Origin of the sequence: Pristimantibacillus sp. PTI5 (assembly GCF_048572955.1) — a bacterium.
GTDB lineage: Bacteria > Bacillota > Bacilli > Paenibacillales > Paenibacillaceae > Pristimantibacillus.
On the sequence record NZ_CP183886.1, the window covers coordinates 4137878 to 4156358 of the forward strand.

Consider the following 18481-nt stretch of genomic DNA (forward strand, 5'->3'; position numbering starts at 1 on the left):
GAGTAAAGAAATCGTGAATTTACGGCCCTTCACAATCTCTTAACCCCCCACTAACACCCCCCTCATACTCTATCATTAAGATTACTTCTAGAATGCTGTCCGCGTGACGGGCAGCGAAATTTCACTAGGAGGAATTGAATTGTGAGTAGGTACCTGCGAAAAACGCATGCATTCATCATCTTTGCTCTATTAATCTCGTTATTCCAGCCGGCATTCATTGTTAATGCCGCTATTACGGAGCTTCCAACAACGGAATATGGCAAGGTCATCGACATCCGCCAGACGGAGCTCGCACCGGGTGCGGTGTATACGTGGATGGATATGGAGAATGAGCGAGGCCTGCAAAAAATACATGCGGTTTCATTTGATCCGAAAAATCCGAATTTGGAGCTGCGTGCGGGCACCAAGGACGGTAAAGTGTACGGCATGAAGGGCGTGACCGAAATGGCCGCTCATGCAGATGCGCCGGGAAGCCGCGTCATTGCCGGAATTAATGGCGATTTCTATGAAATCAGCGGCTTCGCAACGGGCGTGCCGAACGGCTTGTTTATGGATGAGGGGCGCATTCTGAATAGCGCCATTTCCTCGTATGCTTTTGGCCTGAAAGCCGATGGTTCCTCGATTTATGGCGCGCCAAAGCTGACGAAGACGGTCACGGTCGGCGGGGTGACCACCAATCTGACAAGCATTAACCGTTACCGGGACACGAACCATCTGGTTCTCTACACGGCGGATTACAATACTTCGACGAAGTCGACGAACCTGGGCGACGAGGTCGTGCTGGATATTATCGAAGGAGACGTGAAAAGCGGGCAGACGATGAAGCTGAAGGTCGCTGAGCTCCGCAAGGATCAAGGAGATACGGCGCTTGCTCAAGGACAAGTTGTTTTATCCGCCTCCGGCACATCACGTGTAGTAGTGGCAGGTCTTCAGGTTGGCGATGAGCTGACGGCCAGCTTTGCCCTTGATGGCGAGTGGAGCGAGGTAACGGTCGCTATTGGCGGCCAAGGTCCTCTCGTGAAGGACGGCATTCCGCAGTTAACCGTAGGACCGGCGGGTGTGCATCCTCGTACCGCGATCGGGACGAAGGCCGATGGCAGCATTGTCCTCTTCGAGATCGATGGAAGGGCGCCGGGCTTCAGCGAGGGCGTTGAAACCGATGAGCTTGCGAAAGTGTTAAAGGACATGGGCGTCGTTAACGGCATGAACCTTGACGGCGGCGGCTCCTCCACGTTCGTCGCGAAGCTGCCGGGAACGGGCAAGATTCAGATGCTGAACCAAGGCTCCGATGGCGGCGAGCGGAAGACAGGCAACAGCTTGCTGCTCGTAAACACAGCCCCGGAGCTTAACACCGCTTCAAAGCTGGCGGTTCAGCCGAGCGCGGAGCGTATTTTGAAAGGCGCTTCGTACGCCTTTAAAGCAGCAGGAGTCGATGCCAACGGCCATCCGGCCGCTTACTCGGATACGCTCTCTTGGCAGGTAGATCCGTCGCTCGGAACGGTAGATGCAAACGGCGTATTTACGGCAGGTACGGCTGCCGCGACAGGCTTCGTTACGGCGACGGCCGGCGCTGTGCAAGGAAAGGGAGAAATTGAGGTTGTCGATCAGCTTACGGCGCTTCAATTTCCGGATGTCATGAAGACCTACACCTCAGGAGCAACGGCAACTTTATCCGTGAAGGCTTTGCACAATGGTCAAACCGTGCAGGCGAATAATCGTAATTTTGAATGGCGCGTGGAAGGCAATATCGGAACTATAGACGAGAACGGTGTGTTCCAAGCGACGACGGAGAACGGGCAGCATGGCAAAATCTTCGTAAAATACGGCAATGTGGAAACCTCGTTCGAGGTGAATGTCGGTCTGCCGCCTGTGATGTTGGAGGATTTTGAGTCCGGCTTAGGCAACTATATCGCATCCAGCGCTGCCGCAAACTACGCGAGAATCGTCGAAGTGACGGATCAGGACTTTGTGCGAAGCGGGAATAAGGCGCTGAAGCTGGAGTATGATTTTATCGGCAAGACGGGCACCTCGGGCGCTTACTTGGCAGCCTCCTCTACGCAAAACCGCATTCAAATTCCCGGTTACCCGGAGAAGCTCAGCATGTGGGTTTATGGGGACGGGAAGAAGCACTGGCTGCGCGCCCAGCTAAGGGACGGCAACAATGCCGCTATTCCGCTTGATTTTACGGATAATGTCAGCGGCGTGAATTGGACGGGGTGGAAATACGTAGAGGTGGCTGTGCCAAAAGGCAAAGCAACGCCGCTCACGATGGACATGCCTGTCCGTTACATGGAAACCAGCAACGTCAAGAAGACGGACGGCGCGCTCTATATCGATGATATCCGTGCCCTCTACGGATCGCTCGAGGAGGATACGACGCCTCCTGTGTTCAAAGATATTTATCCGGCTGAGAATGCCGTGATCAAGACGGCAACGCCGACGATTGCGGTTCACGGCGAGGATGCAGGTTATGATCCTGTGCAGCATCCCGGCACGACTTTAATTGATCCTGCCAAGACACGCGTCTATGTGGATGACCAGCTCGTAGGGCACGGCTTCCATCCGCCGGCAGGCCTCATCACGTATAAACCGACCATTCCGCTTGCGGAAGGGCGTCACAAGGTGAAGATGGCCATCCGCGACATGGCGGGCAATCAGACGATCAAAGAATGGTACTTCATGGTCAATCTGGGATCGCCCTATTATGTATACGATACGCCTAGCGAGGTGTACGCAGGCCATACGTATACGTTGAATATTCATGCGGAGAAAGCAAGCAAGCTGAAGGAAGGGCATATTGCCTTCAAGTTTGATCCCGCAGCGGTTAAAAATCTCCAAGTCATCCGCGGCAGCAAGGTGCAGGAGGGCCAGCTGGAGCCGGTGATCGACGAGGCGCAAGGCCTTGTACGATTAGATCTGCTAAATATTAATGAGGCTAATCTTGCGGATACCGATCTCATCGGCCAAATTCAATATACGGTCCGCAATGATTATATCGGTCCGCTGACGCTCGAGCAGGCGGCGGTGGAAGTGACGAAGCCGCTGGTCATTGAAAATACTTCAGGCGCTGTCCTTTCTACGGAAGGCACAGGTACTCCAATCAGCTTCGTCGGCGCTGCGGCGCAAGCGACCGTTAAGACGCAGCTGAAGCTGATCTGGGATCATTTTGCGATCGGCATGGGCTTTGCGGCAGACTTCAAAGTAACAGAGCTGCAGGGTGACTCGGCTGTTGAAGGCGCGAAGCTGCTGATTAATCAAGTCGAGGTGGCGGATGCGAGCTCAAGCGCGAACGGTATGCTGACGACGACTGCAGCGACTGAGGCGGCAGGGACGTATAACGTGCAGGCGGTAAAAGGCAGTGCGTACAGCCCGGTCATGACGTTTAAGGTGGCGCCTTATGCGGGAACGGCTGCGCCGCGCAACATGAATGTGACGATGGGAGCTGATCCGAGCACCTCGCGCCAATTTACTTGGCAGACGGACCCGCTTACGGCGGATACGGTTGTTGAGCTGGTGAAGCAGTCGGAATTCACAAGCTTTGAGGATAACAATGTAACTGAGATCGCAGGTACAAGCTCGATTTATAACACCAACAATGACGGAACGTTGCGCGTTCATAAAGCGGAAGCCGCTCAGCTAACGCCGGATACGGTTTATGTGTACCGTGTTGGCGACGGCAAGACGAATGTAAGCAGCCAAGGAACCTTCCGAACAAGCGCAGCTGCAGGCGATACGATGAAATTCCTGTTCATTGGCGATTCTCAGGCCGACTCGAAGGCGGGCTTCGCGCTTTGGGGCAATACGCTAGAGAAAGCTGCGGCCTACATGCCGGATGCGGAAATGCTCGTTCATGCGGGAGATATCGTTGATAAAGGGTATGAGCAGGAGCAATGGGACTGGTGGTTTGAAGCTGCTCAGGAGAAGCTGATGAATACGACGCTTGTTCCGATCATCGGGAACCATGAAGTCATGGGGACGAATGGTGCCGGCGATTACCTGGCTCAGTTCCATAATCCGCAAAACGGCGCGGCAAGCGTAAAAGGCTCGAACTATTCCTTTGACGTGAAGGATACGCATTTTGTCGTGATGAACACGGAGATGTCTAGCGCAATCTTCGATGAACAGGCGCAGTGGCTGGACGAGGATCTAGCGAAGTCGGATAAAAAGTGGAAGGTCATCTTCTTTCACCAAGGACCCTATGGCAGCATTTATGCCAATGAAAAGGTCCAGTCGACTTGGGTGCCGGTCTTCGATAAGCATGGCGTAGATCTCGTCATGAACGGACACGACCATATTTACATGCGCTCGTACCCGATGAAGGGCGGAGAGAAGGTTGCCGAAGGACAAGGCACGCGTTATGTCATCGGCGGCTCGTCGGGTCCGAAGTTTTATGCACTAACCGAGCATTACTGGCAGGAAAAGATTTTTGACGAGGATGCTCAAATCTTTACCGCGGTTGAAATCACCAAAGACGAGATGGTTGTCGTAGGCAGAACGGTGGATGGCCGGGAGATTGACCGGTTTGCGATCGCGAAGGTGGAGCCGGAGACGGTTACGCTGGATCAAGCATCCGCTGCGCTTGAAGCGGGTCAATCGATGACGCTGAAGGCTGCCGTGCTGCCGGATCATGCAACAGCGAAAGAGCTGATTTGGTCCGTTGTTCAATCGACGCCGGAGGGCGCGGTTACGGTAAATGCAGAAGGCGTGGTAACGGCGGTGAAGCCGGGTCAAGCAACGGTAAGAGCGACGGTTAGCGGTTACCCGGCTATTTTTGCCGAGAGCATCATTACAGTAACGGATGCGCTGCAAGGCGTAATGCTGCAAGGGAAAACGGCGCTTCAGGTCGGCGCGGCGGATCAGACGGTAGCGGAAGCCGTGTATGGCTCAGGCAGGAAAGAGGTCATTCTGACCGGGCTTGCTTTTGCCAGCTCGAATGAGGAAGTTGTTGCCATTAACGAAGCGGGTCTGGTAAGCGCGAAGAAGGAAGGTACAGCGGAAATAGCTGTGACTTACAAGGGCTTCAGCGCAAAATATGAAGTGACGGTTACGGCCAATGAGCCGGAAATCACGTTAAGCAAGCTGGAGCTGAGCGGCCTGCAAGCGCAAATGAACCCAGGTCAGTCGGCTAAAGCCAAGCTAACCGCGGTATATAGTGACGGCAGCTCAACAGATGTGACCGGGGAAGCTGAATTTACGAGCAGCAGCACCAATACGGTGGAGATTGTAGACGGCAGCACCGTTAAGGCCTTGCAAGCGGGCACCGCAACGATAACGGCAAGCTATGACGGCAAAATGACCGAGTATGTCATCAACGTGACGCAGCCGGCAACGCCGACACCGACTCCAGTGCCTACGCCGGTGCCGACTCCAACGCCAACAGCAGCACCGTCACCTGAGGTGCCTGGCGTGGTCCAAATCACCGATAAGCAGTTAACGGATAAAAACGCGAACGGTGAGGTTATTATTGAAACGAATGGTCAGCTGAAAGAGTTGGTGTTACCAGGTAACACGGCGCAGCTGCTCGCTGGCGCTCCGTTTAAAGTGGATGCTCTGAACCTAGCGGTCAGCATCCCAGCTAAGGTGCTGGAAGATTTAACGAAGCTGCTTCCGGCAGATCAAGTGAGTAAAAGTACGATCTCGTTGACGGCCAAGGCAGCAACTAGCAATGAAGCGGCCGCTCTACTCGCAAATGCGGGCAGCCAAGCTGGCGCACAATTGCAATTGGCTGGTGCCGAGCTTCTCGATTTCAGCTTGACGATGACGACGGAAGCGGGCGAAACGGTTACGTTAAGCCAGTTTGACCAGCCGCTCACCATCTCCCTTGCGGTAGATCCGCAAGCAGATGCAAGCTTGCTTGGCATTTACTATATTGCGGACGACGGCAAGCTGCAATATATAGGAGGCAAGCTGGCAAATGGCAGGCTGACGGCTTCCGTCCATCATTTTAGCAAGTATGCGATATTGGAATACGATAAGTCGTTCATCGACCTGCCGCAAACCCATTGGGCAGCCAAAGCGGTGAAAGAGCTCGCGGCCAAGCAGCTCATTCAAGGCGTATCCGCTGAACGCTATAATCCAAGCCAAGCCGTTACACGTGCAGAGTTTGCAGCGATGCTTGTACGAGCGCTTGGGATTACGGGGCAAGCCGCGCCGATGTTTACGGATGTACCTGCAGCGAAGTGGTATGCGAGCGAGGTAGCTCTTGCCCAGCAAGCGGGGATCGTGAACGGAGTCAGCGCAACCACATTTGTGCCAAACGCTTCGATTACCCGTCAGGAAATGGCGGCAATGCTTGTGAGAGCCCATGAATACAAGGTGAAGAAGCAGGCAGGTTCGGCTCTAAGCGATGGGCGCTTTTCAGACACGGCCGCCGCTCCAGAATGGGCAAGAACCGCAATTGGAACGGCAGCCGAGCTTGGACTCATGAATGGACGCACGAATGAGCTTTTTGCACCGGTCGCTAAGGGCTCGAGAGCGGAAAGTGCGCAGATGATTTTGAATCTAATTAACCGTATAAACGAATAAGGATTACCTGTTCATTTAGGGGCTGCCCATCAAGTAGATTCATCTACTTAGGGGACAGCCCCTTCAATTTGTTTGGTTATTGCGAATAGTGTTTACCAGCTATTGGAGAAACCATTCGTTATACATGAAAGTTATAATGTAACCTAAGCCTTTAAGAAGAAAAGGGGCATTATTGTGAAAAGCATTCAAAACCGCTTATTAATCATGCTGCTTCTTTTTATTATCGTTCCGTATTTTCTATCCGTACTGTTGATCTATTGGCAAACGAAACAGAATGTGGAACGGCATGAACTTGAGAACAGCAGCGAACAAATGCAGCAGGCTTCGGAAGAACTGGAGCAATATTTGGATGACATCGTGAATCTGCCGTATATTTTATACCGAAATCCAGACTTATTCCGAGTTTTTGAACAGGGCTTTGATCGGTCCCACTATTTCAATCAGTTTGAAATTTATAAAGGCATGACCACCTTCTATTTAATGAGGAGCGAAATACGGCAGGTTCGGTTTTACATCGACGAAGGAAACAGCTCGTTTACCGTTTATAATACCCTGCTGAGCTCCCGGAAGCGTAAGCCGGAATTTATGAAGCAGGCTTCGATGCAGAAGCTCATAAGCTCTGAAAAGAATTATCTGATCGAACCGCCTCATCGGATCGAGAATTATAACAATACCTCGAGCTTGCCCCAATCGGATAAAACGGTTGTGTTGACGGTTCATCACAAAATGATGGATACACTATCGAATGAATTTCTTGGCATCATTACGATCGACATAGATTTGAGCAAGATCGCCCGCATAACGGATCATTATCTTCAAAAAAACAAAGAAACCGTATGGCTATCCGATGCGAACGGCCAAGTCATCTATGCAAGCGATGAAGCGCTGATAGGCAAGTCCGTTCCAACCGAATTACAGAAGAAAATCGATGCGTCGGCCGAAGGCGCATATTCTTCAGACGGCGATATTGTCTTTTCCAGAACGCTGCATGAACCGATAAAGGAATGGCATTTTACGAAGATCACCTCAAGTAAGTTTTTATTTGAAAATGTGCGAAAAACCGCCTACACGAACATCATCGTTGGTGTCATTGTGGTCGTCCTTGGCTTGTTAATGATCGCGATTATTTCATACAAGATTACACGTCCCATCAAGCTGCTTAGCCGAAAAGTGCTGAGCATAGAAGGCGGGAATATGCATGCCCTCTTTGACGATCAGAGGGAGGATGAAATCGGCAGTCTGGAAAGGCATATCAAGGAGATGATGAATCGGATTAACCGTCACATCGACCGGGAGTACAAGCTGGAGCTCGAGAACAGGAAGAATCAGCACAGGGCGCTAAAGTCCCAGATCAATCCGCATTTTTTATTCAACTCCCTGCAATCGATTGCTGCGGTGGCCCTATTCTCAGAATCTCCAAAAGTATATAAGCTGATTACCTCCTTATCCAAAATGATGCGTTACTCCATTCGCGTGGATCAGAAGGCGACGGTTCGGAGTGAAGCGGATTATGTTAAAGCGTATTTGAACCTGCAGGAGGAACGCTTTCAAACCGACTTTAGCTATTCGATCGATTTGCCGAAGGCCATTCTGGCTATTCCGGTTCCGAGCATGATTTTGCAGCCGCTCGTCGAAAACTTCTTTAAACATTGTTATGACGAGGGCTGCGAGCATGCTGCCTTGCGAATCCACGGTGAAACACGGGGTGAATATTTGAATCTGGTCGTCGAAAATAACGGATCCAGCATGACGGATGATGAGCTGACGGCATTAAAAAGCAAAATCTACGCGCCGGTGAACGAAGGAAGCTATTCACTTGAGCATATCGGCTTAAAAAATATTCATGATCGCTTGATTCTTCATTATGATCAGACGGCGGGAATCGAACTGGATACGTTGCAGGGGCAAGGGTTCTCCGTGCGGCTGGTGATTCCGCTCTACTTAAAGGAGGACTGACATATGAAAGCTCTTATTGTAGATGATGAGTCCAATGTTAGAAAAATCATTCGGTTCCTGGGACAGTGGGAAAAACACGGGATTACCGAGGTTTTGGAAGCCAAAAACGGTGCAGAGGCGAAAGTGCTGATTGAACGGGAATGTCCGGAAATCATCATGACTGACGTCAAAATGCCCAGAAGTAACGGGATTGATTTAATCGAATGGTTGGATGCGAACGCCTACCCGGGAAAAGTCATTATGATTTCAGGGTTTGACGATTATACTTTTATGCGTACAGCGTTCAAGCACGGATGCTTTGATTATTTGATGAAGCCGATCGAAGAAGACATGCTGAATGAAACCTTGGAGGGAGCGATACAAGCCTGGGAACAAGGAGAGGAAGAGCGCCGCAATTCGGAATCGGGTTTCTATGATGAGGTTAAGACGTTTCGTTTAAACCGGGAAATAACCTCAGCCAGCAAGGGTGAGCCTTTTGATTCCACTCCAATTGCCTTATCATTACCGCGAGCGGATGCATTCGATCTAACGTTGATGTATTTCTACCAATCGCACCACTGGGGTCCTTATCTTCAGCTTTTGGCCGATGAACTGGTTACACAGGAGCGGGGAAATGCCTATGCCCTTCAGAACGAGCCAAATGTCTGTGTGATCCTGTCTAGTCAGGGCCAGTTCTTTAAGGTAGAGGAATGGATTACCCAGCAATTTGATATTCCCGTTCGTCTCGTTAGCGGCCCTGAAATCGAATCGTTGGAAGAGCTCCCTCAAGCTTTTCAAGCTGCGCAGCAGGCAATGGCCGAACAAAAGTTCAGAGCGATCCATCGTTTGGCGGATTTGGATGATGCAAGGCGCATGCATGACATTGTCGCGTTTGTGGACGAGCATTATATGGAGGAGCTGAGCTTGGACAAGCTGTCGAACCGGTTTTTCCTAAGCCGTGAGCATATCTCGCGGCGCTTCAAGCAGGAAATGGGGATGACCCTGTCCTGCTACGTGATGCAATTGCGAATTAATCAGGCGAAGCAGTGGTTAAGCGAAACGGATGAGAAGATGTATTCGATCGCGCTAAAGCTCGGATATCAGGATGAAAATTACTTCTCGAGGCTGTTTAAGAAAAACGTCGGCATGACGCCGCTGGAATATCGGAATGAAGAAGCGAACCGGAAATTAAAAAACGTGCAATAGCTTCCTTAAGGCTATAAAAAGAAAAGGGGGGAAATCATGAAAAGCAAGGTTTTCCAATGGATGTTAGCCGTGCTGCTGACTTTATCGCTTGCTGCTTGCGGGACGGACAATCGAGTGGCTGAGGAACCGGATACTCAAACGGAGGAACCGACCATCACGTTGGAGGTGCTTAATCCGAAAGTGGAAATTTCCACGCAGTTCGAGCAAATGGCTAGGGAATACGAGAAAGAGAATCCGAACGTGAAGCTGAATGTGCTAACCTTTGGCGGCGGCGCGAACTACCTGGTGGAATTAAAAGCGAGATTTGCGGCAAACAAAGGCCCGGATATTTTTCCGAACGGCGGCTATGAAGAAGCGGTAATGTGGAAAAGGTACCTGGAGGATTTGTCCGATCAACCCTGGGTGGAAAATACCTATGCTGCTGCGCTTGAGCCGATGAGGCTGGATGGGAAAACATACGGGATGCCTATCAATTTTGAAGGTTATGGCTTTATTTATAACAAGGATCTATTCGCAAAGGCCGGGATCAAGACGCCGCCAAAAACGTTTACCGGATTAAAGGCGGCGGTGGAAAAGCTGCATTCCGCAGGCATTACCCCGTTTGCAGTCGGCTATTCGGACAGCTGGTTCTTCGTTCTGCTGCTCAATATTGCTTTCGCCCAGCAGGATGATCCGGATGCTTTTATTCAAGAATTAAACGAAGGGACGCAAACGATCGCAGGCAACAAAAGGTTCGAAGGTGTCATTCGTATGCTGGATTTGACCGTTCAATACGGCAATAAGGATTTTCTGACCACAGACTATAATACGGAAGTTGAGTTGTTTGCCACAGGAAAAGCGGCGATTCTGAAGCAAGGAAACTGGGTGCAATCCAAGATTGATCAAATCACGCCGAATATGAACATCGGTTTTTTACCTATGCCGATTAATGATGATGCGGGAAACGATGCCCTGCCGATAGGCGTATCCAACAACTGGGCGGTAAACAAAGCTTCTTCGCCGGAGAAAAAGAAGGAAGCTAAGAAATTTTTAAACTGGATGGTTTCTTCGGACAAAGGTAAAACGTTTATGAAGGAGCAATTCCAGTTTATTTCAGCTTTTAAAAATATAGAAACGGATCGTTCGGGAGCGCTCGTGAATGATATTATCCGGTACACCGAAGAGAACAAAACGTTGTCCTGGAATTGGTTCAAATTTCCTCCGAGGGTAAGAGAGGAGCTTGGTTATGCCATGCAGGCTTACGTAGGCAACCAGTTTACCCGCGATCAATTGCTGCAGGAGCTCCAAAAGCTATGGGAACAGTCGGAGAAGCCATAGCTGGATCAATATAAACCCGTAGATACATCAATATACAACATGTCCGCAGCGACGCGTATTCATTAAAATAAAGGGAGCACAGAACAAGGGGGGAGAGCGGTAGAACATGATCGGATGTTTCGATCTGATCTTGAGGAAACCAAATACTAATCATAGAGGAGTCAGATTATGAATTTCAAAAGAATGATGAAACAAGCGACAGCTGTAACCTTCACCGCCGTATTACTGGTAGGAGGCGGGACTCAAGCATTTGCAAAAGATAAAAACAGCAGCGATTTTAATGATAGCTATGGGTTTTCCCATATCACACGCGCTGACATGTTGAAATTGCCGGAACAGCAGAAGAGTGAACAATTCAAAGTGCCGGCGTTCGATGCTTCCACCATCAAGAACATTCCTTCCGCAGTCAAGTACGACGAGAATGGCAACAAAATCGAAATGGATGTTTGGGATACTTGGCCGCTGCAAAATGCGGATGGAACCGTGGCAAACTATAACGGCTACCAAATCGTGTTTGGTTTGGCGGGAGACCCTAAAAGAGGTTCGGACACGTTTATTTATTTGTTCTATAAAAAAGCGGGAGATACATCCCTCAGCAGCTGGAAGAATGCCGGCCGGGTATTTAAGGATAGCGACAAGCTCGTACCGAAAGACGCGATTCTAAACAATCAAGCCGAAGAATGGTCGGGCTCCGCAACGATGACCTCTGACGGCGAAGTTCGCTTGTTCTATACGAACCGTCATCCGTGGGATCCGGCTCGTGGCTTTTACGGGAAGCAAACCCTAACAACGGCTCAAATCAATGTGTCTCAGCCAAATGGCGATACGCTGAACGTCGATGGCGTGGAAGATTTCAAATCGATCTATGACGGCAAGGAAGGCAAGATGTATCAAACTGTTGATACCACCGGTTTCAGCAAGGGCGACTACAACGATAACCATACCTTGAGAGATCCTCACTACGTGGAGGAGAACGGCCGTAAATACCTTATTTTTGAAGCGAATACCGGTTCGGAAACGGGTTACCAAGGAGCAGAATCCTTATTTAATAAAGCTTATTACGGCGGAAACAATACCTTCTTCCAAGCGGAGAAAAACAAGCTGATGCAAAGCCCGAACAAACCTTATGCGGAAATTGCGAATGGCGCACTCGGTATCATTGAATTGAATGACGATTATACGTTCAAAAAAGAAATGAAGCCGCTGATCGCTTCCAATACCGTAACTGACGAGATTGAACGCGCTAACGTATTTGAGCTCAATGGCAAATGGTATATGTTCACAAGCTCAAGAGGCTCCAAAATGTACATTGATGGCATCGATAAAGAAGACATTTACATGCTCGGGTACGTTTCGAATGATTTGAACGGACCGTACAAACCATTGAACGACACAGGACTTGTCCTTCATCAGGATCTTAATCCTTATGATATCACTTGGAGTTACGCTCACTTTGCGATTCCGCAAGTCGAAGGCAATAACGTGGTCATCACAAGCTACATGACGAATAGAGGTTACTTTGAAGATCATCATTCCACTTTTGCGCCAAGCTTCTTGATGAACATCAAAGGCTCTAAGACTTCGGTCGTGCCAAACAAGATCCTGGAACAAGGGCAATTAACGATTAAATAACCGTTCTCTTCCTTAACTAAGATAGAAAATGCCAATTTGAAATTGGCGTTTTCTTTTTTTTTTTATTGAAATAGGGAGTAGCAGCCTAAAAAGCGAGGTGTCGACTTGAACAAAAATAAGACAGCAGCAATTGGAATCGTTGTTGTATTCATCATAGGTATGAGCTGTTTGATCATGATAGTCTCAGCGGTATATGACTTAGGAAAGAACAAGAAGGTTGAACCGACGATCGATTCGCAAAATAAATCGTCCTATCGGGCTGCCTATCATTTCACCGTACCCGACAAGTGGAAAAATGATCCGCAGAAACCGATTTTTTTGGATGGGAAATATCATTATTATTATCTCTATAATCGTGATTATCCAGATGGGAACGGCACGGAATGGCGGCATGCCACCTCAACGGATTTGATGCATTGGACGGATGAAGGGGTGGCCATTCCCAAATATACAAACCCCAACGGCGATCCATGGTCGGGATCTGTCGTTGTGGATGATAGTAATACGGCTGGTTTCGGAAAAGGGGCACTTGTGGCCATTGTGACCCAGCCCTCTGCGGAAGGCGAGAAGCAGGAACAATATTTATGGTACAGTACGGACAAAGGCCAAACGTTTAAATCTTACAGCAACGATCCGATTATGCCGAATCCGGGCACGGACAATTTTCGAGATCCGAAAGTGATCTGGGACGACCAAGCGCATAAATGGGTGATGGTCATGGCGGAAGGAACGAAAATAGGTTTTTACGAGTCCGATAATCTAAAAGATTGGCGCTATACCAGCGGTTACTTCACAGAAGATATCGGCATTGTGGAATGCCCCGATCTTTATAGGCTGCGGGCGGATGACGGCAGCTTGAAATGGATTCTGGGTGCCAGCGCAAATGGTAAATCGATAGGAAAACCAAACACCTACGCTTATTGGACGGGCAGCTATAACGGAAAGGCGTTCGCCCCGGATTACAAGGAACCGCAGTGGTTGGATTATGGCTTCGATTGGTATGGGGCCGTAACGTTCGAAGACGGAAAAGACAACGATAAATACAATGATCGTTATGCTTTGGCCTGGATGAATAATTGGGATTACCCCCATAACACGCCAACGCTGAAGGAAGGCTTTAACGGAACGGATTCCATTGTTCGTCAGATTCAATTACAACATGCAGGGGATGGTACGTATCATCTGGTTTCGCAGCCCATTGAAGCTTTGAAACAATGGACTAGCAAGGCGGATTCCTTTCAACAAATCAAAGTGAATGGCTCTTCTACGCTTCCGGTAACAGGCGATACGTACCAGCTTGACGCCGATATCTCTTGGACGGAGAGCAAGAACATCGGATTAAGGCTTCGTGAATCTGCAGATAAAACCCGTCATGTAGATGTCGGTGTTTTTATAGATGGCCAATATTCTTACGTCAATCGAGCTTTTACAGTGCAGCCCGACACGAGTAGAAGATATCTGGAAAGCAAAGCGCCATTTGATGTGAAGAAAAACAAGGTTCACTTAAAGATCCTGATAGATAAAACAAGCATCGAAGTGTTTATCGATGACGGCCAAGTCGCTTTTTCCAATCTGGTTTTCCCGGAAATGGACGATAAAGCGATTAGCCTTTTTTCGGAAGGCGGCACCGCGCTTTTTGAAAATGTAGTCATCCAGCACTTTAACAAAGATTAGACTAGTAAAACGTACCCCTCCCATCCATTATCATACCTCTGAATACAAATGTTGCCATCGTTCGACAGATGAGGAATAATAGGGGAAGAAGGGGGGATGGGCATGAGAATGGCTTTTACGGTCGATGTGGAGGATTGGTTTTGCAGCCCGGATTTGACGCTTTCGGAATGGGAGGGCCATGAAATAAGGCTGGAGAAGCCGGTTCATCAAATCCTGGATTTATTGGACGAAAATGCGGCGACGGGCACTTTTTTTGCGCTAGGCTGGATTGCGGAGAGAAGACCTGATTTAATCAAAGAAATACACCGCAGAGGACATGAAATCGCTTCGCACGGCTATTCCCATCGCTTGGTCTATCAGCAGTCCCCTCAAGAGTTCAAGCAAGACATCCGAATGTCCAAGGACATTTTAGAAAATATAATAGGCTCAAAGGTGAATGGTTATCGCGCTCCTTGTTTTTCCATGACGGATTGGGGGCTCGATCTTTTAATAGAAGAAGGTTTTACTTATGATTCCAGCCTCATTCCGAATACCTTCAACAAGCTGTACGCCAAGTTTGATTTACCGGCGTCTGACGCACTTCCTTTCAGAATTAGGGACGGCCTGTGGGAGGTTCCTCTGCCGGTATATCGCGTAAGCGGGGTCCATGTTCCTTGGGGCGGCGGAGGTTATTTTCGAATCTATCCTTATCGATTATTCAGCTTGGGAGCAAGAAGCATCATAAGAAAACGGAACTCATTCGTTTTTTATATCCATCCCTATGATTTGGATCCTCATCAGCCTCGTATTTTTAACACTTCGAAGCTGAATAGCATTAGAAGATATTCTGGTTTAGATGCTGCGTATGACAAGTTGAAAGCGCTTTTGGCCGATTATAGCTGCATGTCAATCAGCAGGTATTGCCCTCAGATCGGGGGAAAGGCGCAAAATGAGCGTAAAAACAGAAATTATTCTTAACCGGGATTTGCTGGCAGGCGCTGCGTATTATTTTGGCAGAGAAAATGGCTTGAACAGAAGGGACAGGAATGGGGATAGGAATCAACCGCCAGAAGCAGTCAAGGCAGCGTTGATTTCCAAAGGCGTGCTGTCCAGCCATTTAAAGCTCTTGGATAAAGAGTTCGGGTATGCCTGCTACGAGCATCATAGGCAGAGGTATGAGCCGGACTCCTTCGATCTTCTTCTGCAAAAAGAGGCCGGCGGCCGCAAAAAGATTCTGGATCTATGCTGCGGGGCAGGGGCGACAGTATTCTCCTTGCTAGGCAGCAAGCCGGAGATAATCTATGGCTTCGACGCCAACGCGAATCAGATCGAGCTGCTGGAAGAGCTTCTGCTGGAACGAAACAATCGGAGCAGCACGGTTGTAGTGAAGACAGCTGATGCGCATCGTATACCGCTAGCGGATGATTTCGATGAGCAGTTGTTGGAACAAAGCAATTCGAGCTGCGCGGTCGTTGCGGAGGTTGCTGATGCTCATCGGATTCCGCTCGCGGATGCTTCCGTTGATTTTGTTATATGCAGAGCGGCGCTGCAATATTTGAATGCGGAACAAGCTTTAGCGGAAATGTACCGGGTGCTTTCCCCGGGAGGGAAGGTCTTTTTGCTTGTGCATGGTTCAGGCTACATAGGGAATTACCTTTTTGCTAGAAAAGGAGCGTTCAGCAAAAAAACGCTCCAGTTTGTCAGGAATAAGCTGCTCCGTCCGCCAACCGCCGACCCTGCGTTCCATCGCTCGCAAGCGAACTTTTTCAGGAAAAAGACGCTGATTAAGCTGCTGGAAGCGCAAGGCTTTCAGGCTGCACAGCTGCATACCTTTGCCGATTCGATGACGCTCGGGCTGCTCCCTGTTTATTTCGCGGTGACGGCGGAGCGCTGAGAAGGAGCAGCGCTGCTCCTTCTCATCAGAATGGGCCGGACGTATCCAACTAACTTCAACTTTAGATGGAATTTTTCCAGTTAAATGTGCCAGACCCGTTCGATCTTTAGAATTAGATGGAATTTCTCACGTTAATTCTTCGGTTTATCCGATAATGGCGTTGAATCCTGTATTTAGCGGGAGAAATTCCAGCTAATTGATCAAACTCGGCGGATTCAGCTATTTTAGATGGAGAAATTCCATCTATTTATACGAAACGCCAGTTTGGCGAGAAAAGACGCGATACAGCTCTTTCAGCGTTTTTTGGCTACACATCCAGCAAAATAGGCTTTATACTAGCATCAACTAGACAAATCGAACGAGAGGTGACAAAGGATGGCTTACATGGTTCCCGAGGCGATTCGGACGAGTGCGGCTGCGGGTGAGCGAATGCTGTTTCGGACGCTGAAGGCGCATTTAGCGGATGACTACGTGGTGTATTACGAACCGGAAATCGAAGGGAGCCGGCCTGATTTTGTCATTATTGGACCCGACTTGGGGCTTGTGGTTCTCGAAGTGAAGGACTATACCCCGTCGGCATTGTTTCAAATTGATCATGACGAATGGCAGCTGTATACGTCAGCGGGACGGTTGGAGGCTGTGGAAAATCCGTATAAGCAAGCGAGGGGCATCGCGCGTCATGTGGCGAACCACCTCAAGAAAGATCCGCAGCTCCTCCAGCAGGGAGACAGTCTTCCCAATGTGCTGAAATTCCCATGCGGCTTCGGCACCGTCTTTACGCGAATGAAGCAGGAGGATTTCGAGAAGCACAACCTGTACGAAGTGATATCCCCGCAGTTTGTGCTTTGCCGCGATGAGATGGATCCGGAGGATGAAGGGTTCTCGGCTGATCTGTTGATCGAAAAAATCCATGGCATGTTCGCGGTTTGGAGCCGCAGCAGGTACTTGTTAACGCCGGAGGATATACAGTCGGTTCGTGATCATCTATTTCCTGAGGCGCGTATCGGAGCAGAATTCCGCCAGCATACAAATGAACAGGATCAGCTCCTGCTGTCGCTGCATACGATTAAGGCTGCGGATTTGCATCCGGAAAATATAGCAAGGCAGCTAGGAGAGCAGCTGCGTATCATTCGCGGTGCTGCCGGCAGCGAGAAAACGGTTGTCCTTGCCAGCCGCGCCAAAATTCTAGCCAAGCAAAATCCGGATTGGAAAATTCTTCTCCTATGTCATGGCCATTCCTTATCGATAAGCCTTCGGCAAATGATGGATGAATTAATGGACGAGCCGGAGGATCTTTTTGATTGGATCATGCTGGAGGAGCAAAAGGATAACAAGATCCGGGAGCATAACGTTGCGGTTTATCATTTTCATGAGTGGTTGGCGAAGGTGTTGAATGCCAGGGAAACGGATATTCCCGCGCTCATTGCGAAGCTGGAGAAGAAGGAGGCAATCCTGCCAGCCTACGATGCGATTCTCATCGACAAGGGTCAGGAATTTGACGCGGAGTGGCTGAGGCTGCTGAACCATATGCTCAGTCCAAGCATGCAGAATCAAGTGCAGGATTCCAAGGAACGTTCTCGCATTCTATCTATTAATTACCGCAATACGGCTCAAATCGTGCAGTTTGCGTGGAACTTCTATCAGCAGCATTCGCAGCTTCAGAACAAAGTGCAGGAGGGCTCGATCGACGGCGTCGCAATCATCCCTCCTCAAAGCACGCGGCGAAAAGGACCAGAGCCGGCGATTTTACGCTGCGGCAGCTTCCAAGAAGAGCTCGCGGCAGTCGTGAAGCGGATCCAATACCTGCATGACGAGAAAAAGGTTCCGTACGCTGAAATGGCTATTTTGCATCGCGTGAAAAATAATTATCATCTATCCTATATCGATATGATCCGTAAGGAGCTTAAACGGCAAGGCCTCCCGTTTAACGGGATGACGGAAGATACCGAATCAACGGTCCTCTCCGAACACGCCAGCGATGCAATCCAAATATCGACCGTAGAAGGCGCAAGGGATCTGGATTTCCGCGCGGTATTCCTAGTCAACACGGAAAATATGCCCTACTCGCTGGAGGAGGCCGAAGCGCGGGAAGTGTCTCTTTTCTACATGGCGCTCACTCGCGCACTGGATTGGTTGTTTATTTCCTACAGCGGCAGCTCGAAGTTTACTCTATACCTGGACGAAATCCAGCAGCAGCGGAAAGAAAAAAAACATACCGTAAAGAAAATGGGCTGATCGAATGCCTCTTAATATTTGCCTATATTATTTTGCATAAGATAATATCAAACTCGTTAATACTGCTGAGGAAGGGGTGCTGAA

General features: G+C 49.3%; 9 protein-coding genes. All 9 read left to right on the plus strand.

The genetic code is table 11. The annotated features are described in order from the left end of the window. Positions 1-141 precede the first annotated feature (141 nt). The 9 genes from ACN6MW_RS18485 (at position 142) to ACN6MW_RS18525 (ending at position 18397) form a co-directional block, all read left to right on the plus strand. Entirely contained in the window at positions 142-6525 is a 6384-nt protein-coding gene (locus ACN6MW_RS18485) for a phosphodiester glycosidase family protein (protein WP_419871526.1), read from the plus strand. 174 nt (positions 6526-6699) lie between these two features. Beyond that, positions 6700-8481: a sensor histidine kinase gene (locus ACN6MW_RS18490; RefSeq protein WP_419871527.1), complete on the plus strand. Its 1782-nt coding sequence runs from the start codon at positions 6700-6702 to the stop codon at positions 8479-8481. A gap of 3 nt (positions 8482-8484) precedes the next feature. Continuing rightward, complete coding sequence (locus ACN6MW_RS18495; protein WP_419871528.1) at positions 8485-9666, plus strand: response regulator transcription factor; 1182 nt, start codon at positions 8485-8487, stop codon at positions 9664-9666. 36 nt (positions 9667-9702) lie between these two features. Next, complete coding sequence (locus ACN6MW_RS18500) at positions 9703-10983, plus strand: ABC transporter substrate-binding protein (RefSeq protein ID WP_419871529.1); 1281 nt, start codon at positions 9703-9705, stop codon at positions 10981-10983. A gap of 168 nt (positions 10984-11151) precedes the next feature. Continuing rightward, positions 11152-12615, plus strand: a complete 1464-nt coding sequence (locus tag ACN6MW_RS18505) for a glycoside hydrolase family 68 protein (protein WP_419871530.1) — start codon at positions 11152-11154, stop codon at positions 12613-12615. Between the two features lie 105 nt (positions 12616-12720). After that, complete coding sequence (locus ACN6MW_RS18510) at positions 12721-14289, plus strand: glycoside hydrolase family 32 protein (protein ID WP_419871531.1); 1569 nt, start codon at positions 12721-12723, stop codon at positions 14287-14289. Between the two features lie 102 nt (positions 14290-14391). After that, entirely contained in the window at positions 14392-15246 is an 855-nt protein-coding gene (locus tag ACN6MW_RS18515; RefSeq protein ID WP_419871532.1) for a polysaccharide deacetylase family protein, read from the plus strand. Further along, positions 15218-16162, plus strand: a complete 945-nt coding sequence (locus ACN6MW_RS18520) for a methyltransferase domain-containing protein (RefSeq protein WP_419871533.1) — start codon at positions 15218-15220, stop codon at positions 16160-16162. The genes ACN6MW_RS18515 and ACN6MW_RS18520 overlap by 29 nt, the downstream gene beginning before the upstream one ends. A gap of 375 nt (positions 16163-16537) precedes the next feature. Then, entirely contained in the window at positions 16538-18397 is a 1860-nt protein-coding gene (locus tag ACN6MW_RS18525; RefSeq protein WP_419871534.1) for a 3'-5' exonuclease, read from the plus strand. The last annotated feature ends 84 nt before the right edge of the window (positions 18398-18481 follow it).